General features: G+C 44.3%; 19 protein-coding genes and 1 rRNA gene. 12 read left to right on the forward strand and 8 right to left on the reverse strand.

Annotated elements, in window-relative coordinates:
- Positions 1-46: 46 nt before the first annotated feature.
- The 7 genes from argA to RJ01_RS05325 all read left to right on the forward strand — a co-directional run bounded on the left by argA (position 47) and on the right by RJ01_RS05325 (position 7,536).
- Positions 47-1,390 carry an amino-acid N-acetyltransferase gene (gene argA / locus RJ01_RS05295; protein ID WP_034170276.1) on the forward strand — a complete coding sequence of 448 codons (1,344 nt, stop codon included), beginning with the start codon at positions 47-49 and terminating at the stop codon, positions 1,388-1,390.
- A 336-nt stretch (positions 1,391-1,726) separates the two neighbouring features.
- Positions 1,727-2,683, forward strand: a complete 957-nt coding sequence (locus RJ01_RS05300; RefSeq protein ID WP_034170277.1) for a sulfonate ABC transporter substrate-binding protein — start codon at positions 1,727-1,729, stop codon at positions 2,681-2,683.
- A gap of 24 nt (positions 2,684-2,707) precedes the next feature.
- Complete coding sequence (locus RJ01_RS05305; RefSeq protein WP_034170278.1) at positions 2,708-3,703, forward strand: aliphatic sulfonate ABC transporter substrate-binding protein; 996 nt, start codon at positions 2,708-2,710, stop codon at positions 3,701-3,703.
- Between the two features lie 36 nt (positions 3,704-3,739).
- Positions 3,740-4,915, forward strand: coding sequence for an FMNH2-dependent alkanesulfonate monooxygenase (ssuD, locus tag RJ01_RS05310; RefSeq protein ID WP_034170279.1), 1,176 nt, complete (start codon positions 3,740-3,742; stop codon positions 4,913-4,915).
- A complete protein-coding gene (ssuC, locus tag RJ01_RS05315; RefSeq protein ID WP_004781365.1) occupies positions 4,915-5,730 on the forward strand; it encodes an aliphatic sulfonate ABC transporter permease SsuC in 816 nt (271 codons plus the stop codon). Before ssuD ends, ssuC begins: the two co-directional genes overlap by 1 nt.
- Positions 5,731-5,755: 25 nt before the next feature.
- Positions 5,756-6,562 carry an ABC transporter ATP-binding protein gene (locus RJ01_RS05320; RefSeq protein WP_034170280.1) on the forward strand — a complete coding sequence of 269 codons (807 nt, stop codon included), beginning with the start codon at positions 5,756-5,758 and terminating at the stop codon, positions 6,560-6,562.
- A gap of 350 nt (positions 6,563-6,912) precedes the next feature.
- Positions 6,913-7,536 carry a TetR/AcrR family transcriptional regulator gene (locus tag RJ01_RS05325; RefSeq protein WP_005232857.1) on the forward strand — a complete coding sequence of 208 codons (624 nt, stop codon included), beginning with the start codon at positions 6,913-6,915 and terminating at the stop codon, positions 7,534-7,536.
- A gap of 72 nt (positions 7,537-7,608) precedes the next feature.
- Here RJ01_RS05325 and RJ01_RS05330 read toward each other — a convergent pair whose 3' ends face one another.
- Entirely contained in the window at positions 7,609-8,172 is a 564-nt protein-coding gene (locus RJ01_RS05330; protein ID WP_034170281.1) for a 5'-nucleosidase, read from the reverse strand.
- Positions 8,173-8,427: 255 nt separating this feature from the next.
- On the opposite strand from RJ01_RS05330, the gene ribF reads away from it, so the two are divergent.
- From ribF to RJ01_RS05355, 5 genes are all read left to right on the forward strand, one after another.
- Complete coding sequence (ribF, locus tag RJ01_RS05335; RefSeq protein ID WP_034170282.1) at positions 8,428-9,429, forward strand: bifunctional riboflavin kinase/FAD synthetase; 1,002 nt, start codon at positions 8,428-8,430, stop codon at positions 9,427-9,429.
- Positions 9,430-9,493: 64 nt separating this feature from the next.
- Positions 9,494-12,340 (forward strand): isoleucine--tRNA ligase, encoded by a 2,847-nt coding sequence (gene ileS / locus RJ01_RS05340; RefSeq protein WP_034170283.1) that lies wholly within the window; start codon positions 9,494-9,496, stop codon positions 12,338-12,340.
- Positions 12,333-12,872, forward strand: coding sequence for a signal peptidase II (gene lspA / locus RJ01_RS05345; protein WP_004781354.1), 540 nt, complete (start codon positions 12,333-12,335; stop codon positions 12,870-12,872). Before ileS ends, lspA begins: the two co-directional genes overlap by 8 nt.
- Positions 12,865-13,347 carry a peptidylprolyl isomerase gene (locus tag RJ01_RS05350; protein WP_034170284.1) on the forward strand — a complete coding sequence of 161 codons (483 nt, stop codon included), beginning with the start codon at positions 12,865-12,867 and terminating at the stop codon, positions 13,345-13,347. The genes lspA and RJ01_RS05350 overlap by 8 nt, the downstream gene beginning before the upstream one ends.
- A gap of 133 nt (positions 13,348-13,480) precedes the next feature.
- Entirely contained in the window at positions 13,481-14,023 is a 543-nt protein-coding gene (locus RJ01_RS05355) for an NADPH-dependent FMN reductase (protein WP_034170285.1), read from the forward strand.
- Between the two features lie 297 nt (positions 14,024-14,320).
- Here the strand turns inward: RJ01_RS05355 and RJ01_RS16725 are convergent, their stop codons facing one another.
- The 7 genes from RJ01_RS16725 to rrf form a co-directional block, all read right to left on the reverse strand.
- Positions 14,321-14,515 carry a tautomerase family protein gene (locus RJ01_RS16725; RefSeq protein WP_264673483.1) on the reverse strand — a complete coding sequence of 65 codons (195 nt, stop codon included), beginning with the start codon at positions 14,513-14,515 and terminating at the stop codon, positions 14,321-14,323.
- Positions 14,516-14,674 (reverse strand): hypothetical protein, encoded by a 159-nt coding sequence (locus RJ01_RS16730; protein ID WP_264673484.1) that lies wholly within the window; start codon positions 14,672-14,674, stop codon positions 14,516-14,518.
- A 378-nt stretch (positions 14,675-15,052) separates the two neighbouring features.
- The gene (locus RJ01_RS05365; protein WP_034170286.1) at positions 15,053-16,207 is read right to left on the reverse strand and encodes a PQQ-dependent sugar dehydrogenase; all 1,155 of its coding nucleotides are present in this window, start codon (positions 16,205-16,207) and stop codon (positions 15,053-15,055) included.
- 143 nt (positions 16,208-16,350) lie between these two features.
- On the reverse strand, positions 16,351-16,935 hold the full coding sequence (locus RJ01_RS15605; protein WP_161792057.1) for a GGDEF domain-containing protein: 585 nt from the start codon (positions 16,933-16,935) through the stop codon (positions 16,351-16,353).
- A gap of 11 nt (positions 16,936-16,946) precedes the next feature.
- Positions 16,947-17,555: a hypothetical protein gene (locus RJ01_RS15610; protein WP_152606024.1), complete on the reverse strand. Its 609-nt coding sequence runs from the start codon at positions 17,553-17,555 to the stop codon at positions 16,947-16,949.
- Between the two features lie 23 nt (positions 17,556-17,578).
- The gene (locus RJ01_RS15615) at positions 17,579-17,812 is read right to left on the reverse strand and encodes a hypothetical protein (protein WP_052209072.1); all 234 of its coding nucleotides are present in this window, start codon (positions 17,810-17,812) and stop codon (positions 17,579-17,581) included.
- A 511-nt stretch (positions 17,813-18,323) separates the two neighbouring features.
- Positions 18,324-18,438: ribosomal RNA gene (gene rrf / locus RJ01_RS05375) — 5S ribosomal RNA — on the reverse strand.
- Between the last annotated feature and the right edge of the window lie 226 nt (positions 18,439-18,664).

Genomic DNA, 18,664 nt, shown 5'->3' on the forward strand with positions numbered 1-18,664 from the left:
CATTAGAATCAAAGCTAGATCTTTAAATGTTGAAATAGGCACAGCTATGACTGCAGCAGAAACCTCACCGAGCAACACCTTGCAATATGTGCACTGGTTTCGCCATTCTGCGCCTTATATCAATGCTCATCGCAATAAAACTTTTGTGATCATGTTTGATGGTGAAGCGGTATTGAATGACAACTTTCAGCACATCATTCATGATATTGCCCTGCTCAATTCTTTAGGAATCCGGCTGATTCTGGTGCATGGCGCACGCCCGCAGATTAACCAGAATCTGGCTGCGAGTGGCTTCGAGACCCCTTTCCACCAGCAGCGTCGGGTGACGACTCGTGAATCCTTAAGTTGTGTACTGAATGCAGTAGGATCGATCCGTTTACAGATTGAGGCCTTACTGTCGATGGGACTGGCCAACTCACCTATGTATGGTGCGCGCATTGATGCCGTTTCAGGAAATTTTGTGACAGCCAAACCTTATGGCATCCGTGACGGGGTCGATTTTCAGTTAACTGGTGAAGTTCGGGCCATTGATACCGATGCGATTCAACGTCATCTGGACAATCATAATATTGTGATTCTCGGTCCGACCGGCTATTCAACCACAGGTGAAGTTTTTAACCTTCTAGCTGAGGAAGTCGCAACCAAAACTGCGACTCGTCTTAAAGCCGATAAACTGATTATCTTGGGTCGACAGCATGGTCTGCTCGATAGTAAGGGCCAGTTAAAACGTGAAGTAACCCCACATCAACTGGATGACTATATTCTTTCTGATGAACAGGATATTGAAATTCGGCTCCAGCTCAAGGCCGCTCAGGAAGCGTCCCGAAATGGCGTCAATCGCGTTCACCTAATTTCGTATACCTATGACGGCGCCTTGCTGGAAGAACTGTTCACCCGGGATGGTTCTGGCACCATGATCACCGATGCGCATTATGAAGAAGTGCGTATGGCCGACATTCAAGATGTCGGTGGCTTGATCCGTTTGCTCCGCCCCTTGGAAGAAGAAGGTATTCTGGTTTACCGTTCGCGGGAGCGTCTGGAAAATGAAATTGACCAGTTCGCCGTAATTGAGCGTGATGGCATGATTCTGGCCTGTGCTGCCCTGTATCCGATTCCAACTACGGGCAATGAACTGCGTTCTGCAGAAATCGCCTGCGTTGCAGTAGATCCAAGTTACCGTCAATCTAACCGCGGTAGCCAGATTCTGCATTATCTGGAAGATAAGGCCAAAAGTCTGGGTATTCAGCAACTGTTTATTCTAACCACCCGTACTGCACACTGGTTTCTGGAACAGGGCTTTGAACCGGCATCAGTAGATGATTTGCCTGATGCCCGACAGGCTTTTTATAATTATCAGCGCAATTCAATTGTCTGTAAAAAGTCACTTTAAAGTGACTTTTTTTATGCGCTCTCATATTTTTATTTTAGATAACGATATTCATAAAACCTGCATTCAGTATAAAAATCTTATTGCTGATTTTCTAATAAGCATATCTGGCCACTTTATTTAGAATAAATAATTTTATATTTCATTATCTTATATTAATTACTCTTTCTTCCTAAATTAATATGTAAATCACTTTCCTGCATAAGTTTTGCACTTTTTTATTTATCTTTTTTATTCATTAGAAATTCCTGAATAGTTATTTTTTTAGAAAAGTAAAAAGCTTTAGCGTATGCCTAAGTTCTTCATTTCACATTTCTAAATTTTCAGGAGTTCTGATTCATGCGCCAATCACACATTCAATTATTCACAAAAACTGCGGTTCTCAGTGCTGCGGTGGCTGGCGTGATGATGCTTTCTGGCTGTGACAAGAAACAAGAAGCCGTGACCCTGAATATTGGTTTCCAGAAATATGGCGTACTGCCGATCTTAAAAGAACGTGGCACCTTAGAAACGTCATTAAAAGAAAAAGGCGTGAATGTGAAATGGGTTGAATTCCCGGCTGGTCCTCAGTTGCTTGAAGGCTTGAATGTCGGCAGCGTATCTTTTGGTGAAGCTGGTGAAGCGCCACCGATTTTTGCTCAAGCAGCGAATTCAAATCTGGTCTATGTGGCCAATCAGCCTGAAGCACCGAAAGCTGAAGCGCTAATCGTACAAAAAGACTCGAAAATTCAATCTGTACAGGATCTGAAAGGCAAACGTGTTGCCTTAAATAAAGGCTCAAATGTTCATTACTTACTACTTAAAGTCCTTGAAGCCAATAATCTGAAACTCAGCGATATCGAAGTAGTTTACCTGCCACCTTCTGATGCCCGTGCCGCTTTTGAACGCGGTGCTGTCGATGCCTGGGTGATCTGGGACCCATTCTTCGCTGCAGCAGAAAATCAGATTGGTGCGCGTGTCATCGCCACGGGGGAGAACATCGTCAGTAACCATCAGTTCTATCTGGCAGATCGCAAGTTTGCTGAAGCCAACCCACAAATTATTGAAGCTGTCGTGAATGAACTCAATCTGACCACTGAGTGGGTCTCTGCTCATCAGGATGAAGCAGCCAAACTTCTGGAAAAACCAACAGGTCTGGCATTTGATGTATTGAAAACGTCTATTTCACGCATGGGCTTTGGGGTAAAACCACTCACTCCCGAAGTGGCACAAAAACAACAACAAGTGGCTGATGCCTTCTATGGCCAGCAACTGATTCCACAAAAGCTGAATATTGATGCAGCAATTATTAAATAACAGCAGAATAATTCGAGAATAAAGATGAGTCATATAAAAACAGTTTCTTATATCAGCTTAGCGCTATTGAGCTTTAGTCTGACTGGCTGCCAGAAACAGGAACCACAACAAACGACTGCTGCAGACACCAAAGCAGCACAACAGGTACAAAGCATTGCAATTGGCTTTCAAAAATCAGCCTTAAATCTGCTAGTGGCACGCGATGAAAAGCTATTAGAACAACAATTTCCCAATGCCAAAATTGAATGGAAAGAGTTTCCGGCAGGCCCACAAATGCTGGAAGCACTGGCAGTCGGGGCAGTGGATTATGGCTATGTGGGAAATACCCCACCTATTTTTGCACAGGCGGCAGATAAAGCCCTGAGCTATGTGGCTTTTGAAAAAGTGGCGGGGAATTCTTTAGCTGTGGTCTTGCCGAAAGACAGTGCTATTCAAAACATTCAACAGTTGAAAGGAAAGCGGATTGCGGTTCAGAAAGGTTCGAGCGCGCATGAACTTCTGGCCAAAACCCTGAAAAAAGCCGGCTTAAGCTGGTCAGAGATTCACGCCGTCTGGCTTCCTCCTGCGGATGCACGTGCTGCTTTTGATAAAAAAGCCATTGATGCCTGGGCAATCTGGGATCCCTTCCTGGGTGCAGCCGAGTTCGACAGCCAGGTTAAGGTACTGATTGAATCCAGTGATTTTCCGCAAACCTATTCCTTTTACATCGGCAACCCCGAATTTATTCAGAAGCATCCGGATAGTCCCGGCAAGTTTATCCAGGCTTTAAATGCATCTGACCAGTGGATTCTTAAAAACCAGGCTGTAGCCCTAGATATTTATCAGAAAAGTACCGGTCTGAAACCGGATGTAGCGAAGATTGCATTTGAGCGTCGTCTTAAACCTTCGCCGGTACAACCATTAACGACGGAAGTGATCAAAGCCCAACAGAATATTGCCGATCTCTTCCAGCAGGTTCAACTGATTCCCAAAACCATCAGCGTCCAGCAACAGATCTGGTCGCCAGCGGCCACACATTGATGAGCAAACAAGATCATTTAATTTAAGGAATATTACATGAAAATTTTCTGGTTTATCCCCACTCATGGCGACAGCCGCTACTTAGGTACCAGCAAAGGTGCACGCCAGGTCGATCATGCCTATATGAAGCAGATTGCGGTTGCGGTCGATAATCTTGGTTATGAAGGTGTATTAATCCCGACTGGCCGTTCATGTGAAGATCCATGGTTAACTGCAGCCAGCCTGATTGATGCCACTAAAAAACTGAAATTCCTCGTCGCGCTGCGTCCAGGTGTTACTACGCCTGCCCTGACTGCACGTATGGCTGCAACTTTTGACCGTCTGTCTGGTGGTCGTGTATTGCTGAACTTGGTGACGGGTGGTGATGAGCAAGAACTAAAAGGTGACGGCGTTTATGAAAATCATGCAACACGCTACAAGACTGCGGCTGAATACACTACCATCTGGCGTGAAATCCTGACCCGTTCACATACAGGCGAAAGCTTCACTTTCCATGGTGAACGCTTAAGTGTGGACGAGGCCAAACTGCTTTATCCACCAGTCCAAAAACCATATCCACCACTCTGGTTCGGTGGTTCTTCAGATGCAGCCGTTGAACTGGCCACTGATCAGGTCGACACTTACCTGACTTGGGGTGAACCGCCTGCAGCAGTCAAAGAAAAAATTGAAAATGTCCGTGCCAAAGCTGAAGCGAAAGGTCGCAAGCTGAGCTACGGTATCCGTCTGCATGTGATCGTGCGTGAAACCAATGAAGAAGCATGGAGAGCAGCAGACGAGCTCATCCAGTATGTGGATGATGCCACCATTGCTGCTGCACAAGCGAAATTCAAGCAAATGGACTCTGTCGGCCAACGTCGTATGGCTGAGCTGCACAATGGCGACCGTAGCAAACTCGAAGTGTCTCCGAACCTGTGGGCAGGTGTAGGTCTGGTACGTGGTGGTGCAGGTACAGCGCTTGTAGGTGATCCAGAAACTGTCGCAGCACGTATTCAGGAATATGCTGATCTAGGTATCGATACCTTCATTTTCTCAGGCTACCCACATCTGGAAGAATCCATCCGTTTTGCGGAACTGGTATTCCCATTGCTTCCATTAGAAACTCAACAAAAACTGGCTCAGCCAAACCTGACTGGTCCATTCGGTGAGATTGTGGCAAATAACTACACTCCAGATGAGAACAAGAAGGCTGAGAGTGTTCAGGAGCCAGCTTAATGTCGAAAGTCGTTTCAGTTGAAACCCTCGCAGAAAAAAAGGTTTCACGTGGAACACAGCTTGGGCAGCGTTTGCTGCCTTGGTTAGTTCCTGTCGGATTAATTCTACTCTGGCAAATCGCGTCAAGTACCGGTTTGCTGGAAAGCCGCATTTTGCCTGCACCAAGTGCGGTAGTCATCGCGTTCTGGAATTTGCTGCTTAGTGGTGAGCTGTGGACGCATGTCAAAGTCAGTGCTGGTCGTGCCCTAAGTGGGTTATTGGTGGGTGGTGGTCTAGGGCTGATTTTGGGTCTACTCAATGGCTCATCCAAAACAGCTTCTACCCTGCTGGATACCACCTTACAGATGATCCGTAATATTCCGGCTTTGGCCTTAATTCCACTGGTGATTCTCTGGTTCGGGATTGATGAATCAGCCAAGCTGTTTCTGGTGGCCATTGGTGTGTTTTTCCCGATCTATATCAATACCTATCATGGCATTCGTTCAGTCGATCCACAGCTGATCGAGATGGGCAAAAGCTATGGTCTGACTCGCTGGCAGCTTTATAAAGAAATCATCCTGCCAGGGGCAATGCCTTCAATTCTGGTCGGTCTACGCTTTTCACTCGGTCTGGTCTGGGTACTGCTGATTGTGGCGGAAACGATTTCTGCCCAGTCCGGTATCGGTTATATGACCATGAACGCGCGTGAATTCCTGCAAACCGATATCGTACTGGTAGGTATTTTACTGTATGCCCTGCTCGGTAAACTGGCAGATGTCCTGGCTGTAGCCTTGGAACGATTCCTGCTGCGCTGGCATGCTGGCTATCAAAAATAATTGAAAAAATATTGAGGAGCATGTGATGACTGATCTCAGCTTAGGGCGTCTTGCCAATGATTCGACTGCAGTGCAGGAGCCTGCTGCAACCGATATCAATCCCAATACCGTTGCGGGTGCCGAAATTATTATTGAACAGCTGCACAAGTTCTATGGCTCAGTGAAGGTACTGGAAGATCTGGACCTGCATATTCAGCCGGGTGAATTTCTGGCGATTGTTGGACGTAGTGGCTGTGGTAAAAGTACCCTGCTCCGTCTGATTGCCGATCTTGAAAAACAGAGCTATGGCGAAATTAAATTCAAGTCTGCGCGTCATATCCGTGAAGGCATTACCGCTGATGATATCCGTGTGATGTTTCAGGATCCGCGTTTATTGCCATGGCGGAGCATCGAACAGAATGTGCAACTCGGCCTACCAAAAGACCGGCATGACAATGCTTCACAAATGCTGGAGAAAGTCGGCTTAAAAGAGAAAGCCGGGCTCTGGCCTTCACAACTGTCTGGTGGTCAGCGTCAGCGTACTGCCCTGGCACGCGCCTTATCGCATAAGCCGCGTATTTTACTGCTGGATGAACCACTTGGTGCACTGGATGCCTTGACCCGTCTGGATATGCAGAACCTGATTGAAAAATTATGGACTGAACAAGGCTTTACCGCGATTCTGGTCACCCACGACGTGAGTGAGGCCGTACAACTCGCTGACCGGATTATCCTGCTAGATAAAGGCCATATTGCCAAAGAGTTCAAAGTTGATCTGCCACGTCCACGACAAAAGAATGTGAAATTTGCCGAACTTGAACAACAGGTTCTGAATGCGGTTTTGGCAACCTGAAATGCGAGGGAATCCGGAATAGCTGTTTATTCTGGATTTCTTTATTTCGAATCTAGAGAACCTACATCTTATTGATTATTTATTCAGCAATTGGCAAAATTTCAACTTCATTCATTAATTTTATTTTAACTTTATGATGCCTCAAGGTAATAATTAGTACTTAAAAAATAATCAACCTTTTCAAAAACTTGGTTTTTAATTCTTACGCCTTAAACCGATACTAATTGTATCTTTAATCTAAAGAATAAATCATCGTTATTCATAAAATTAGCGCCTGACTTGATGCACAAATCTGATGATTTGACGTACAATTAAAAATTCCCTTTTTTAATTGTTTTTAATATTTGCTGATGGAACAAAAAAAGAGTACTCAAAAACGCAACCAGCTGCTGAATGCTGCACTCGATGTTTTTTCCCTATACGGTTTTAATGGGGCGAGTTTGGATGAGATCGCACAAATTGCAGAAATGCATAAGTCGAATATTTTCTATTATTACGAAAATAAAGAGGCGCTCTATGTAGAGGTTTTAACGACCGTTCTACAAAAATGGCTGGCACCTTTACAAATGCTAGAAGCTGATCTTGAGCCTGAAGAAGCGATTACCAATTATTTGATGCAAAAAATTGAAGTATCGCGTACCCAGCCTAAAGCTTCGCGCTTATTTGCTCTGGAAGTGATTCAGGGTGCGCCGCACATTTTAGAAATCTTAAAAGGTCCATTGAAAAAACTGGTCAAGCGTAAAGCCAAAGTGATTTCAAACTGGCAGGAACAAGGCAAGATTTCTAAAGATATCGATCCTGAACTGCTGATTCTGAATATCTGGGCCGTGACCCAGAACTATGCAGATTTCGCGACTCAGATGGAAATGGTAACAGGTAAGACCTTGCGTAACCGCAGCATGCAACAACGGATTATCCAGCATACTGTACATATGATGCTGTACGGCGTACTTCCGCGTACACAAGAAAAATAGGTCAACGCAAAAAGCATTTGGCATACGACCATAAATTTTATGGTCGCCGACCCCTTCTCTCACCCTTTATTATTATTTTAACGTTTGATATAAATTCAATAATTTCTGCGCACCTAGCAGCAGATTATCTTCCCAGTCCAAATGAGCACTATCATCTGCACCGTCAGTAATATATTTAACTGAAATTAGGCGCACATTCAATTTTCTGCATACCTTGGCCAGCGCATAGCCTTCCATATCCACCAGCTGACAAGCCACTTTCGGCAAGCCTGTTTCAAAGCTGTCCCCTGTTCCACAAATTCCTTTCGGTAAATGGGCAAAAAACGGTTCCAGATCAATTGCGCCTGGCAAATGATCATCCATCGGGGTAATACCAACTTCAAATCCTAGTGGTGAAACATCCATATCACGTTGTACAAAACGCTTAACTTCGACCAGTTCATGCGCTTTGAAATGGGAACTGCCTGCGGTGCCGAGATTAATCAGGGTCTTGCAGCCAGTTTTCTGAATCACTTCAAAAGCCTTAAAAGCAGCATTCACCTTGCCGATGCCACTATAGTGGACTTCTGCACCTTCTGCTTCGAACAAACCTTTGGATTCACTGGCCAATGCCATAATGAGTGCCGAATCTGACATGCAAACTACCCGAGACTGAGAAAACCGTGACATTAGAAAGCAAAATCCGGGCAATGAAAAGCGGGTTTTTAGATTTCTATTTTGTAGATCTTTCACTTAAATAACCACAGAAGATTCTTGAATGGCACGCTTTCTTCTTAATGTGTTTCGTGATTTTTCAATAATTTTTTTGCATAAAAACACAACAACAAGACGAATCGTTGAGATTATGGCAATATATAGCCTTTCCTATTTTTCAATTCCCTGATTTCGCCTATGCAGCTGCTCCGTCTCAATGCTTTAGCGTCCCATTCTGAATTGCCAAAAACCGCCGTTACGATTGGTAATTTTGACGGCGTGCATCTGGGTCATCAGGCCATGATCAAACAGTTAAAAGCTGTTGCAGAAGCTGAGCAACTAAAAACTGTTGTGATGATCTTCGAGCCACAACCGCTTGAATTTTTTAAAGGTTATGAAGCACCGCCACGTATTTCTTCTTTGCGTGAAAAGGTAGAATATCTAAGTGAACTAGGTGTGGACTATATTGCGGTCGCCAAGTTTGATCATCATTTCCGAAGCCTGAGTGCCGAAGCCTTTGCCGACATTCTGAAAGATAAACTGAATGCAGCACATCTGGTCTTGGGGGATGATTTTCACTTTGGTAAAAACCGTCAGGGCAATAGTGAATTCCTGCGAGATTACGGATTTAAGGTCACCAACCTGCATACTATTGCGTTAGATGGTGAACGGGTCAGTTCTACCCGCATCCGTCAGACCCTGCAAGCGGGCGACCTGGCTCTGGCAGCCAAATTACTGGGACGTCCTTATAGTATTACCGGCCGGGTGCAATACGGCGACCAGATTGGCCGTACCATTGATTTCCCGACCATTAATATCCGGTTAAACCGGCATAAACCCTGCCTGCAGGGCATTTATGGGGTTGAAGTCGTCTGTGAAACCGGATCACTCAGCGCCAAGGTTCAGCAGGAAAATCCTGAACAGCCGGGTATTGCCGGCTATGATCAGGGCAGCCTGTTTGGTGCCGGTCATGTGGGTACCCGCCCTGCGATCAAACAGACTCATCCGGAATGGCGATTAGAAGTACATTTTCCTGATGTTTCTGCTAATCTGTATGGCCTGTTAATGCGGGTAACCTTCTTGAATTATCTGCATGGCGAAAAAGATTATCCTTCGCTTGAAGCGTTAAAGGCCGGAATTGATGATGATGTTGAGAAACTGCTTGAGTTTCGTCGAAAACACCCCACATTTCCCTTTTAATGTCCCGTATTTTTATTGTAAAACGTGTCAGTCTAATGACTGATTAAATTGGAAGACAACTTGCATGAGCGATAAGCAAACTCCTGAAAATGCAGTGGATTATAAAGCCACGCTGAACCTCCCAGGTACTGACTTTGCAATGAAAGCAAATCTGGCAGTACGTGAAGCGAAATGGTTAGAAGAGTGGTATGCCGATGACATTTATCAGCAGATTCGTGCATCGCGAATTGGCAAGAAAAAATACGTGCTTCATGACGGCCCTCCATATGCCAATGGCCAGATTCACCTAGGTCATGCAGTCAACAAGGTACTAAAAGATATCATCATTAAAAGCCGCATCATGGACGGCTTTGATGCGCCTTATGTGCCAGGCTGGGATTGTCACGGTCTTCCAATTGAACTCAAAGTTGAAGACAAAGTCGGTAAGGTCGGTGTTAAAGTGGATGCACCTACTTTCCGTAAAGCTTGCCGCGAATATGCATTGAGCCAGGTTGAGCTACAGAAAAAAGACTTCATCCGTATGGGTGTGTTTGGCGACTGGAGCAATCCTTACCTCACCATGAACTTCAAGCAGGAAGCCAACATCGTGCGTTCACTCGGTGAAATCGCGAAAAATGGCCATATCCAGCCAGGTCTTAAACCGGTGAACTGGTGCTTGGACTGTGGTTCAGCACTGGCTGAAGCTGAAGTTGAATATGAAGATAAAAAATCAGATGCAATCGACGTGGGTTTCACCGTGGTTGATCTGGCGGATCTGTCTGCACGTTTAGGTGTTGAAGTTAAAGACTCAACTGATATCGTGATCTGGACCACAACGCCTTGGACACTTCCTGCGAACCAGGCGGTTGCACTGCATGCTGAAATTGAATACCAACTGGTTAAAGCACGTGCTGAAGATAAAGCTGCACAAAACTTTATTCTGGCTAAAGATCTGGTTGAATCTGCAACTGAGCGTTATGGCTTTAACGCGGTTGAAGTGATTGCTGATTTTGCCGGTGCGAAACTTGAGAATCTGGTACTGCAACATCCTTTAATTGCTGAGCGTCAAGTGCCAGTCATTTTGGGTGAACACGTCATCGCGACCAGCGGTACCGGTGCTGTACATACTGCGCCTGGCCATGGTGTAGACGACTATAAAGTTGGTCTGCTGTATAACCTGAAAGTAGATAATCCAGTGGGCGGTAATGGTGTGTATTTACCGACTTCACCACTATTTGCAGGCGAGCACATCTACAAGGCCAATCCCCAAATTATTGCGGCACTTGGCGAAGCTAACAAGCTATGGGCACATAAGCCTATCAAGCATAGCTACCCGCACTGCTGGCGTCATAAAACTCCGATTATCTTCCGTGCGACCCCACAATGGTTCATCAGCATGGATGAAAAAGGTCTGCGTCAGGGTGCATTGAATGCCATTGAAAATGACATCAGCTTTGTACCGGATTGGGGTAAAAACCGTATCCAGGCGATGATCGAAGGCCGTCCGGACTGGTGTATCTCACGTCAACGTACCTGGGGTGTACCAATTCCATTCTTCGTGCATAAAGACACCAATGAATTGCATCCTCGTACACCTGAACTGATCGAAGAAGTCGCGAAACTGATCGAACAGGAAGGTATTGATGCCTGGTATAACCGTGAAGCCAAAGACTTCATCGGTGATGATGCTGAGCAGTACAACGCGGTTCGCGATACCTTAGATGTATGGTTTGACTCTGGTACAACCCACTATGCAGTGCTGCGTGACCGTGAAGAATTGACCGATCCGGCTGATTTATATCTTGAAGGTTCTGACCAGCACCGTGGCTGGTTCCAGTCTTCATTATTGACCTCTATGGCAATCAATCAACGTGCGCCATACAAAGGTCTGCTGACTCACGGTTTCGTGGTCGATGAGAAAGGCCGCAAGATGTCGAAATCGCTGGGTAATATTATTACTCCGCAAGACATTATCAAGAACATGGGTGCAGACGGCCTGCGTTTCTGGATTGCTTCAGCAGATTACCGTTATGAAATGACCGCAGGTAAAGAAATCTTTAACCGTGCGTCAGATGGTTATCGTCGTATCCGTAATACCCTGCGTTTCTTGTTGGCAAACCTGAATGGCTTCAACCCGGCAACTGATGCTCTACCAGTAGATCAACTGATTGCACTGGATCAATACATCCTGCAACGCGCGAATGATGTACAGGAAACCATCAAGAAAGCATATGAAGATATGAACTTCCATATCGTGACAAATGCCTTGACCAACTTCTGTATTAACGACCTCGGTGGTTTCTACTTAGACATCATCAAAGACCGTCAGTACACCACTAAAGCAGACTCGCAGGCACGTCATTCTGCGCAAACTGCGCTATATCATCTGGTACAAGCCTTTGTACGCTGGATGGCACCAATCCTGAGCTTCACCGCTCAAGAAGCATGGCCACTAATTCCAGGTCAAAGCGAGAAATATGTGTTCACTGCTGAATGGTACGATATTCCAGTTTCAGCACAAGAAAACCTGTTGTCTGAAGCAGACTGGCAAACCCTGATTGCAGTCAAATCTGCGGTCAACAAGCACATTGAAAATGCGCGTAACGAGAAACTAGTGGGTTCAAACCTGTCTGCCAAAGTTGAGCTGTGGGCCAATGATGAACTGAAAGCTGTTCTAGACCGTCTGGGTGATGAGCTGCGTTTCGTTCTGATCACTTCTCAGGTAATCGTGAATCCGTTTGATGCTGCTCAAGGCAATGACGCTGAACTTGAAGGCCTACGCGTAAAAGTATCTGCGGCAGATGGCGAGAAATGTGTACGCTGCTGGCATGTGCTTCCTGATGTGAATACACATGCCTCACATCCAGGACTATGCGGTCGTTGTATCATTAACCTCCCGAGCGGCCAAGGTGAAGAGAGAAAATATGCCTAACCCACAGCAGAAAAAGGGTCTGTTCCAGTTCTATCCTCACAATTTGTGGTGGATCGGACTGGCTATTCTGGCGATCATTCTAGATCAATGGACCAAATGGATTGCGGTAACACATCTGGAATATGCAGATCCGGTGCCCGTCCTGCCCTTTTTAAATTGGACACTATTACATAACTATGGCGCTGCCTTTAGTTTCTTGTCCGATGCTGGTGGCTGGCAACGCTATTTCTTTACCTCTCTTGCAGGTTTAGTGTCTGTGGTTTTCGTGTTCTGGCTGATGCGTATGCCAAAGAGCATGAAAGTCTTGCCACTAGCAGTTGCCCTGATTCTGGGTGGTGCTATTGGTAACCTGATTGACCGCATTTCTTTAGGTTATGTGGTCGACTTTATTCATGTCTATTATCAGAACAGCCACTTCCCTGCTTTTAATATTGCGGATAGTGCCATTACTTTAGGTACGATTCTGCTGCTGATTGATACGTTTTTCCTGGAAAAACACCGAATTCAACGTGCACAGGCGCAACATGACTGATTTTATTAATCCTAACGAGGAAACTCGTGTTGAAGACGGCTCTAAAGTCGAGCTTCATTTTTCTGTCGCGATCGAAAGTGGCGTAGAAATTGACAATACCCGTAGCCGTGAAGAACCGGTAAGCCTGACCATCGGTGATGGCAACCTATTACCAGGTTTTGAAAAAGCCTTGATGGGCTTGCGTGCTGGTGACCGTCGTACTGTCAGCCTTCTGCCCGAAGATGCTTTTGGTCCGTGGAATCCTGAAAATGTCCAAAAATTTGATACGGTGAAATTTGGCGAACGTCCGATCGAAGGTCACATGATCGAGTTTGAAGACAAGGCCAAATCGACTTTGTATGGCGTAGTAAGATCCGTAAATGATGATATTACCGAAGTGGACTTTAATCATCCGCTTGCAGGTAAAAATATCACCTTTGAAGTCGAAATCTTCAAAGTTACTCCAGCTGGCCAGCAAGGCGTGAAGCTGATGTAATATCGGCTAATCACATGATTTAAAAGAGCTCCTTCGGGAGCTTTTTTAGTTTCTGGATACAAATCCTCCCTAGTCTCTGTTCAGAAATCTGATTAATTTAATTTGATGAGCATGCGATAAGAAAGGGAAAGATATGAAAATTTATATTGTGGTTGGCAGTGTGCGTGAAGGACGTACAGCAATTAAGGTCGCACATTGGGTACTACAGGAAATTAAAAAATATGGTTTTAGCACGCTTGAAACCGAACTTGTCGACTTAAAAGAATGGGATCTTCCGCTTTTTGCTGGTTCTCATCCCCCATTGACCGGTATTTATGATCAACCGAAACAGCAGGAATGGGCCGACTTTATCGCTCTTGCGGATGCACTTATTTTTATCAGTCCTGAATATAACCATGGCTATAGCCCAGCATTAAAGAATGCGCTGGATTATCTAGCCAAGGAATGGCAAGGCAAACCGGCAGCTTATATCGGTTATGGCGTCACCAACGGCTCACGTTCCATTGATCAGATCCGTCAGGTCGGCACTCAGCTTGGCATGGTGGATACCAATGCGATTGTAGAGCTGCGGGACATTTTTAGTCGCAATAAAGACTACAGCTTTGAAGGAAATGAATTCGACAATAAAACACTTAGAGATGTCGTGGATAAGCTGATCCAGTATGTCAGTGCCTGAGGACGACAGCGATGTGCGCTTTAGCCTACAGGCAGCGCAGAATTTGTCGGCTATTCTCACTTTCAGTTCAAGGCTATAGTTTGATTCATAGACAGACAGGAAGTCTGGAAAGCGATACAACAACAATAAAAAATGCAGAGTAACAGGACGTTGATAGGTCAGACAGGAGTCAGATCTGAGAAGCAAATCCAGAAAAGTCTCAACAGGATGTTGGGGCTTTTTTGTATTTAAAATCTGGTATTTTTTTTAATAAAATCAGATCTCTACATTAAAGCCTATATTGACATCACAGGCTGCTTACCCACCGCGGATTCCCCAATTTTCCAATGGACTTTCTCGCAGATGAATCAGAATATGATCAGACGGAATGCCCAATTTTCCCAAGCTTGCTACAATCTGCTGATACAGTTTGCGCTTGGTCTCCAGACTCCGTTCAGCGAAGCAGTCAATACCGATCAAGGTAAAGTATTCAGGCTGGGCCAGATGAGTCATCTACTGAAAACGTTGGGCTTCATGTACCACAAGCCGGATATTATGGTCATATTCAGGCAGTTGAAAGGCATTTTTCACACATTGAAATACGCTGTCGAGTAACTGCTCTTCATCAGCCTGAGAATACTGTTGCTGGACTTCAATTTGAACGGTAGGCATGTGCTTCTCCTTTTTATTATTTGATTGAATTCTTTTAGATATTTTTTATTGAATAGAGAGATGAGCCTCAATAAGGTCTTCTATCTTTACCATATCGTAAAATTATCCTGAGAACTCTGGAATTAATCGGATAAATATTCTTAAGTGAGCTTGTCGCCTCTGGCCTACAGCAGATGCGGTCAATGCCTCTACTCGGTTTTTCTGACTCAGGTTATATTGAGTGCATACCAAGACAGGAAGCCTTGCAAAAACAAGAATAAAACATCGGCAGGATGCTGATCGATACCGGAGGAAAGGTATCTGAGCTAAATTTGAAAAGGCCCTCACAGGAGTTGGGGCCTTTTTCTTTCATTGTATTATTAACTATTTAGCTTTTTACTAAGGTGCGGTCATCTTAAGCAACTTGGCTTTTGGACCATCTTCAATCACCCAGAGTGAGCCATCTTTGGCCTGAACCGCACCACGAATCCGCTCTTTCATATCCAGTCGCTGTATTTCTTTCGCAGGATTTTGAGTGGTATCAATCACGATCATTGCCTGAGAAGACAGACCTGTAGCAATGGCTTTATTTTTCCATTGAGGAAAGATATTACCTGTATAGAACAATAAGTCTGAAGGAGAAATTACTGGAGTCCAATCTAGTGCTGGTGCTTCGAACTCTGGTCGGGTACTGTGATCTGGAATCGGCTTGCCATCATAATGCTCCCCATTAGAGACAATCGGATAGCCATAATTTTTGCCCTTCATCACTTTATTCAGCTCATCACCGCCTTTAGGACCCATTTCAATCACCCAAAGCTGCCCTTGTGGATCAAATGCCAAACCGAGAGGATTACGGTGTCCCAGACTCCAGACCTGCTTGGCAATTTCGCCCTGATTCATAAATGGATTATCGGAAGGAATTGAACCATCATCATTCAGACGAATAATCTTGCCGGCATTAGATTTCATGTCCTGGGCTGGATTAAATTGCTGACGTTCACCCGAACTGATCCAGAGTTTATTATCTGAGCCAAAGATAATCCGGTGCCCATAATGACCCTGTCCGGAAGAAAATTTCGGTACCTGAGTCCAGATTTTCTTAATCTGAGTGAGCTGTGGCGTGCTCTTAGTGAGATCTAGCTTGCCACGAACCACAACTGCACCATAACCACCCTGCCCCTGTTCGGCATAACTGAGATATACCGACTGATTCTTGGCAAAGTCAGGATGGAGTGCGATATCGCCTAAGCCACCTTGTCCGCCATAGGCCACTTGAGGAATACCCTGAACAGTTTGAGTGCTGCGATTGGCTGGATTAAATAATTTTAATTTTCCTGATCTTTCGGTAATCAGTAAACGCTGATCTGGCAGCTCAATCAGTGCCCATGGCTCATTCAACTGCGCAAATTCTTCGACTTTATAAGCTTGCTGTGTGGTTTTGGCAGCGGATTGTCCAGCTGGGTATGCTGAAGTCTTGTCTTGGGCACAGGCAGTCAGGCTATAGGAACCTAAGCCTAATAATAAAATTGCTGCTATTTGAGTCTGTTTCATTGTTATTCTTCATGCTAATTTCATTCAGATAAGTACCAATTTAGCATTCCAGACAGCGGCTAAAATAATAAAAAATTAAAGGAATCGTAAGCGGATATAACATAATCTCAATAAGATAGCTGATGCATTAATTGAGTTTTTTATTATTTAATACAGGCTGAATCGCGAAGAATTTTCGCCTGATACAACTGCTGATCGGCTGTTTTTAGTAAACGATCAACATTTTTATAAATATACTCTGCATCCATAATCGCTGCTCCGACACTGATACTGATCCAGGTTTTGTCATCCCCACGATTGGCATGTTCTAAATTGAGCTGACGAATAACCTCACAAAGTTGCTCGGCAAAAGCTTTAGCTTCCTGCCAGGAAATATCTGCCAGTAAAACTGCAAATTCCTCTCCACCATAGCGGGCCAGAAAGTCATTTTCAGGCAATATTTGCTGAATAGTTTGAACCAGTGTTTTTAAAATATAGTCACCTTTGAGATGGCCATAATAGTCATTATAGTTTTTAAAATAATCCACATCGATCATATAAACAGCCAGCGAAGATTGGTTTGCTATCGCATGCTCATATTGCTGCTGAAGCTGTTCATTTAAGGCAAAGCGATTATAGGCACCTGTCAGCGAATCCACCCTCACCTGCTGCGCGAGTTTCTCATTAAGCAAGGTGATATCACGCGTACGGTCCTGAACCTTCTGATCAAGTTCTTTATTCAGGCGCAAAAGCTGCTTGTTTAACAACTCGGTATAATACTTTGCACCGCATAATCACGACTGAGCTGAAAGGTAATTAAAATAAAATAGGCACAGGAGGTATAAAATGCAATTTCAACTGAATCAATTACCTTAAGCGCAAGTAAATAGTCATGCAGGAAGGTCAGGCAGACCAGCACCACCGCAATAGAATTGATCTTGGAATAACGCACATGCGATTTGTGCATGCGGTAAGCGCCATAAAGCAGATTAATAAAGACCAGTACTGCAATACTAAAGCTCTGGAAAAAGAAGCTCTGGAATATATAAGGCAGCGTAAACAAGGTCACAGCTACATTGATACTAATTAGCAAAGCTGTGATTTTTAATAAATAAGGATTTAACAGTCGATATGGCAATAAATAAATATAAATCAGGAAGAACAGAGTCGCTAATTCAGTCAGTAAATACTCAAATCGTGTGCCCCATACCCAGGAAATATTCGTGAATAAAGTATAAATAAATGGGACTGCAAAGAAGCTACGTAGGCTCAAGCACAGAATAAATAACCCTAGAAACAGCAGCAAATTACCTGCTTGCGTTTTAAGGCTGCGAAACACTGCAAAGAACACCATAAAGCAGCCAATCATCAGCAGAACGCCACTGATCACACTTAAAGGGGAATTACCTGATCATAAAACTTATCCAGAACAGGCTGGTTAAAGCCAATAAACATGCTGTTTTCTAGCCTGCCACGGATATGGTGATAACTTGAAGCCTGAATGGTAATTATCACTTCCCGCGGTGAGGGAAAGAAAGAAGCCAGCTTTGGCGCCATCATGGTCTGATGCTGACCATGTATGCCTACTTTCCCTACTTCTATCAGGAGATGATCATTGACATACATACGATAAGCCCCATACTGATATGGTACGTAAATATAAACCGCATGATTAATGGCTGACTCAGGCAGCCTGAAGGTTTTTTGAAAAGTTCCAATATGGTCTTTATAACCTGCTAAAGGCAGGAAAGAATTAGGTAAATGAACTTTTTCAGCAGCAAGAGTCTGACTAGGGGAATTTAACTGAGATGGTCACTGCCCAGAAGTGGGATCAATCAGCTGATTGGGGTAGAAATCCCATTCGCCATCAAGTTTGACATACTGATGATGATCAAAATTTAATTCTGTTACAGCGTATAGCTGTGGAGAAATCAAACTGAGCCATATCAACACAAATATGTTTATGAGAATCTGCTGCATATGACTCAGAGAATAAAAAATATTTACACGAGTAGTATAACATTTCACAACTGATCAGAGATTATACAGCCGTAAAAATTAGTCGTTAAAGATAAGAAAGGTTTATATATTATATAAAAAAAGCCCCCTGCGTGAGCAGAGGGCTTTTGGAATAATGAGCTGGCGATGACTTACTCTCACATGGGAAACCCCACACTACCATCAGCGCTAAGAGGTTTCACTTCTGAGTTCGGGAAGGGATCAGGTGGTTCACTCTTGCTATGGTCGCCAGCACAACTGGTATGCTTACTCGCTATGGTCTTATCTACGTTGCTTGCGCTTCGTTTGCCTAGCTTTCTTCAAATAGAATGCATTAACAGATGTATCTGAGTTCTTGCAAGTAGAACTAAGCAGTGCTTAATTATACTCTCATTTGTTCGATTAGCTTAACTAAATCAAGGCTTCGTCTGATCGTTAGATCAATATGAAATCAATTGATGCTTTATATACAACTGCTTG

Origin of the sequence: Acinetobacter sp. YZS-X1-1, assembly GCF_000804305.1 — a bacterium.
GTDB lineage: Bacteria > Pseudomonadota > Gammaproteobacteria > Pseudomonadales > Moraxellaceae > Acinetobacter > Acinetobacter variabilis.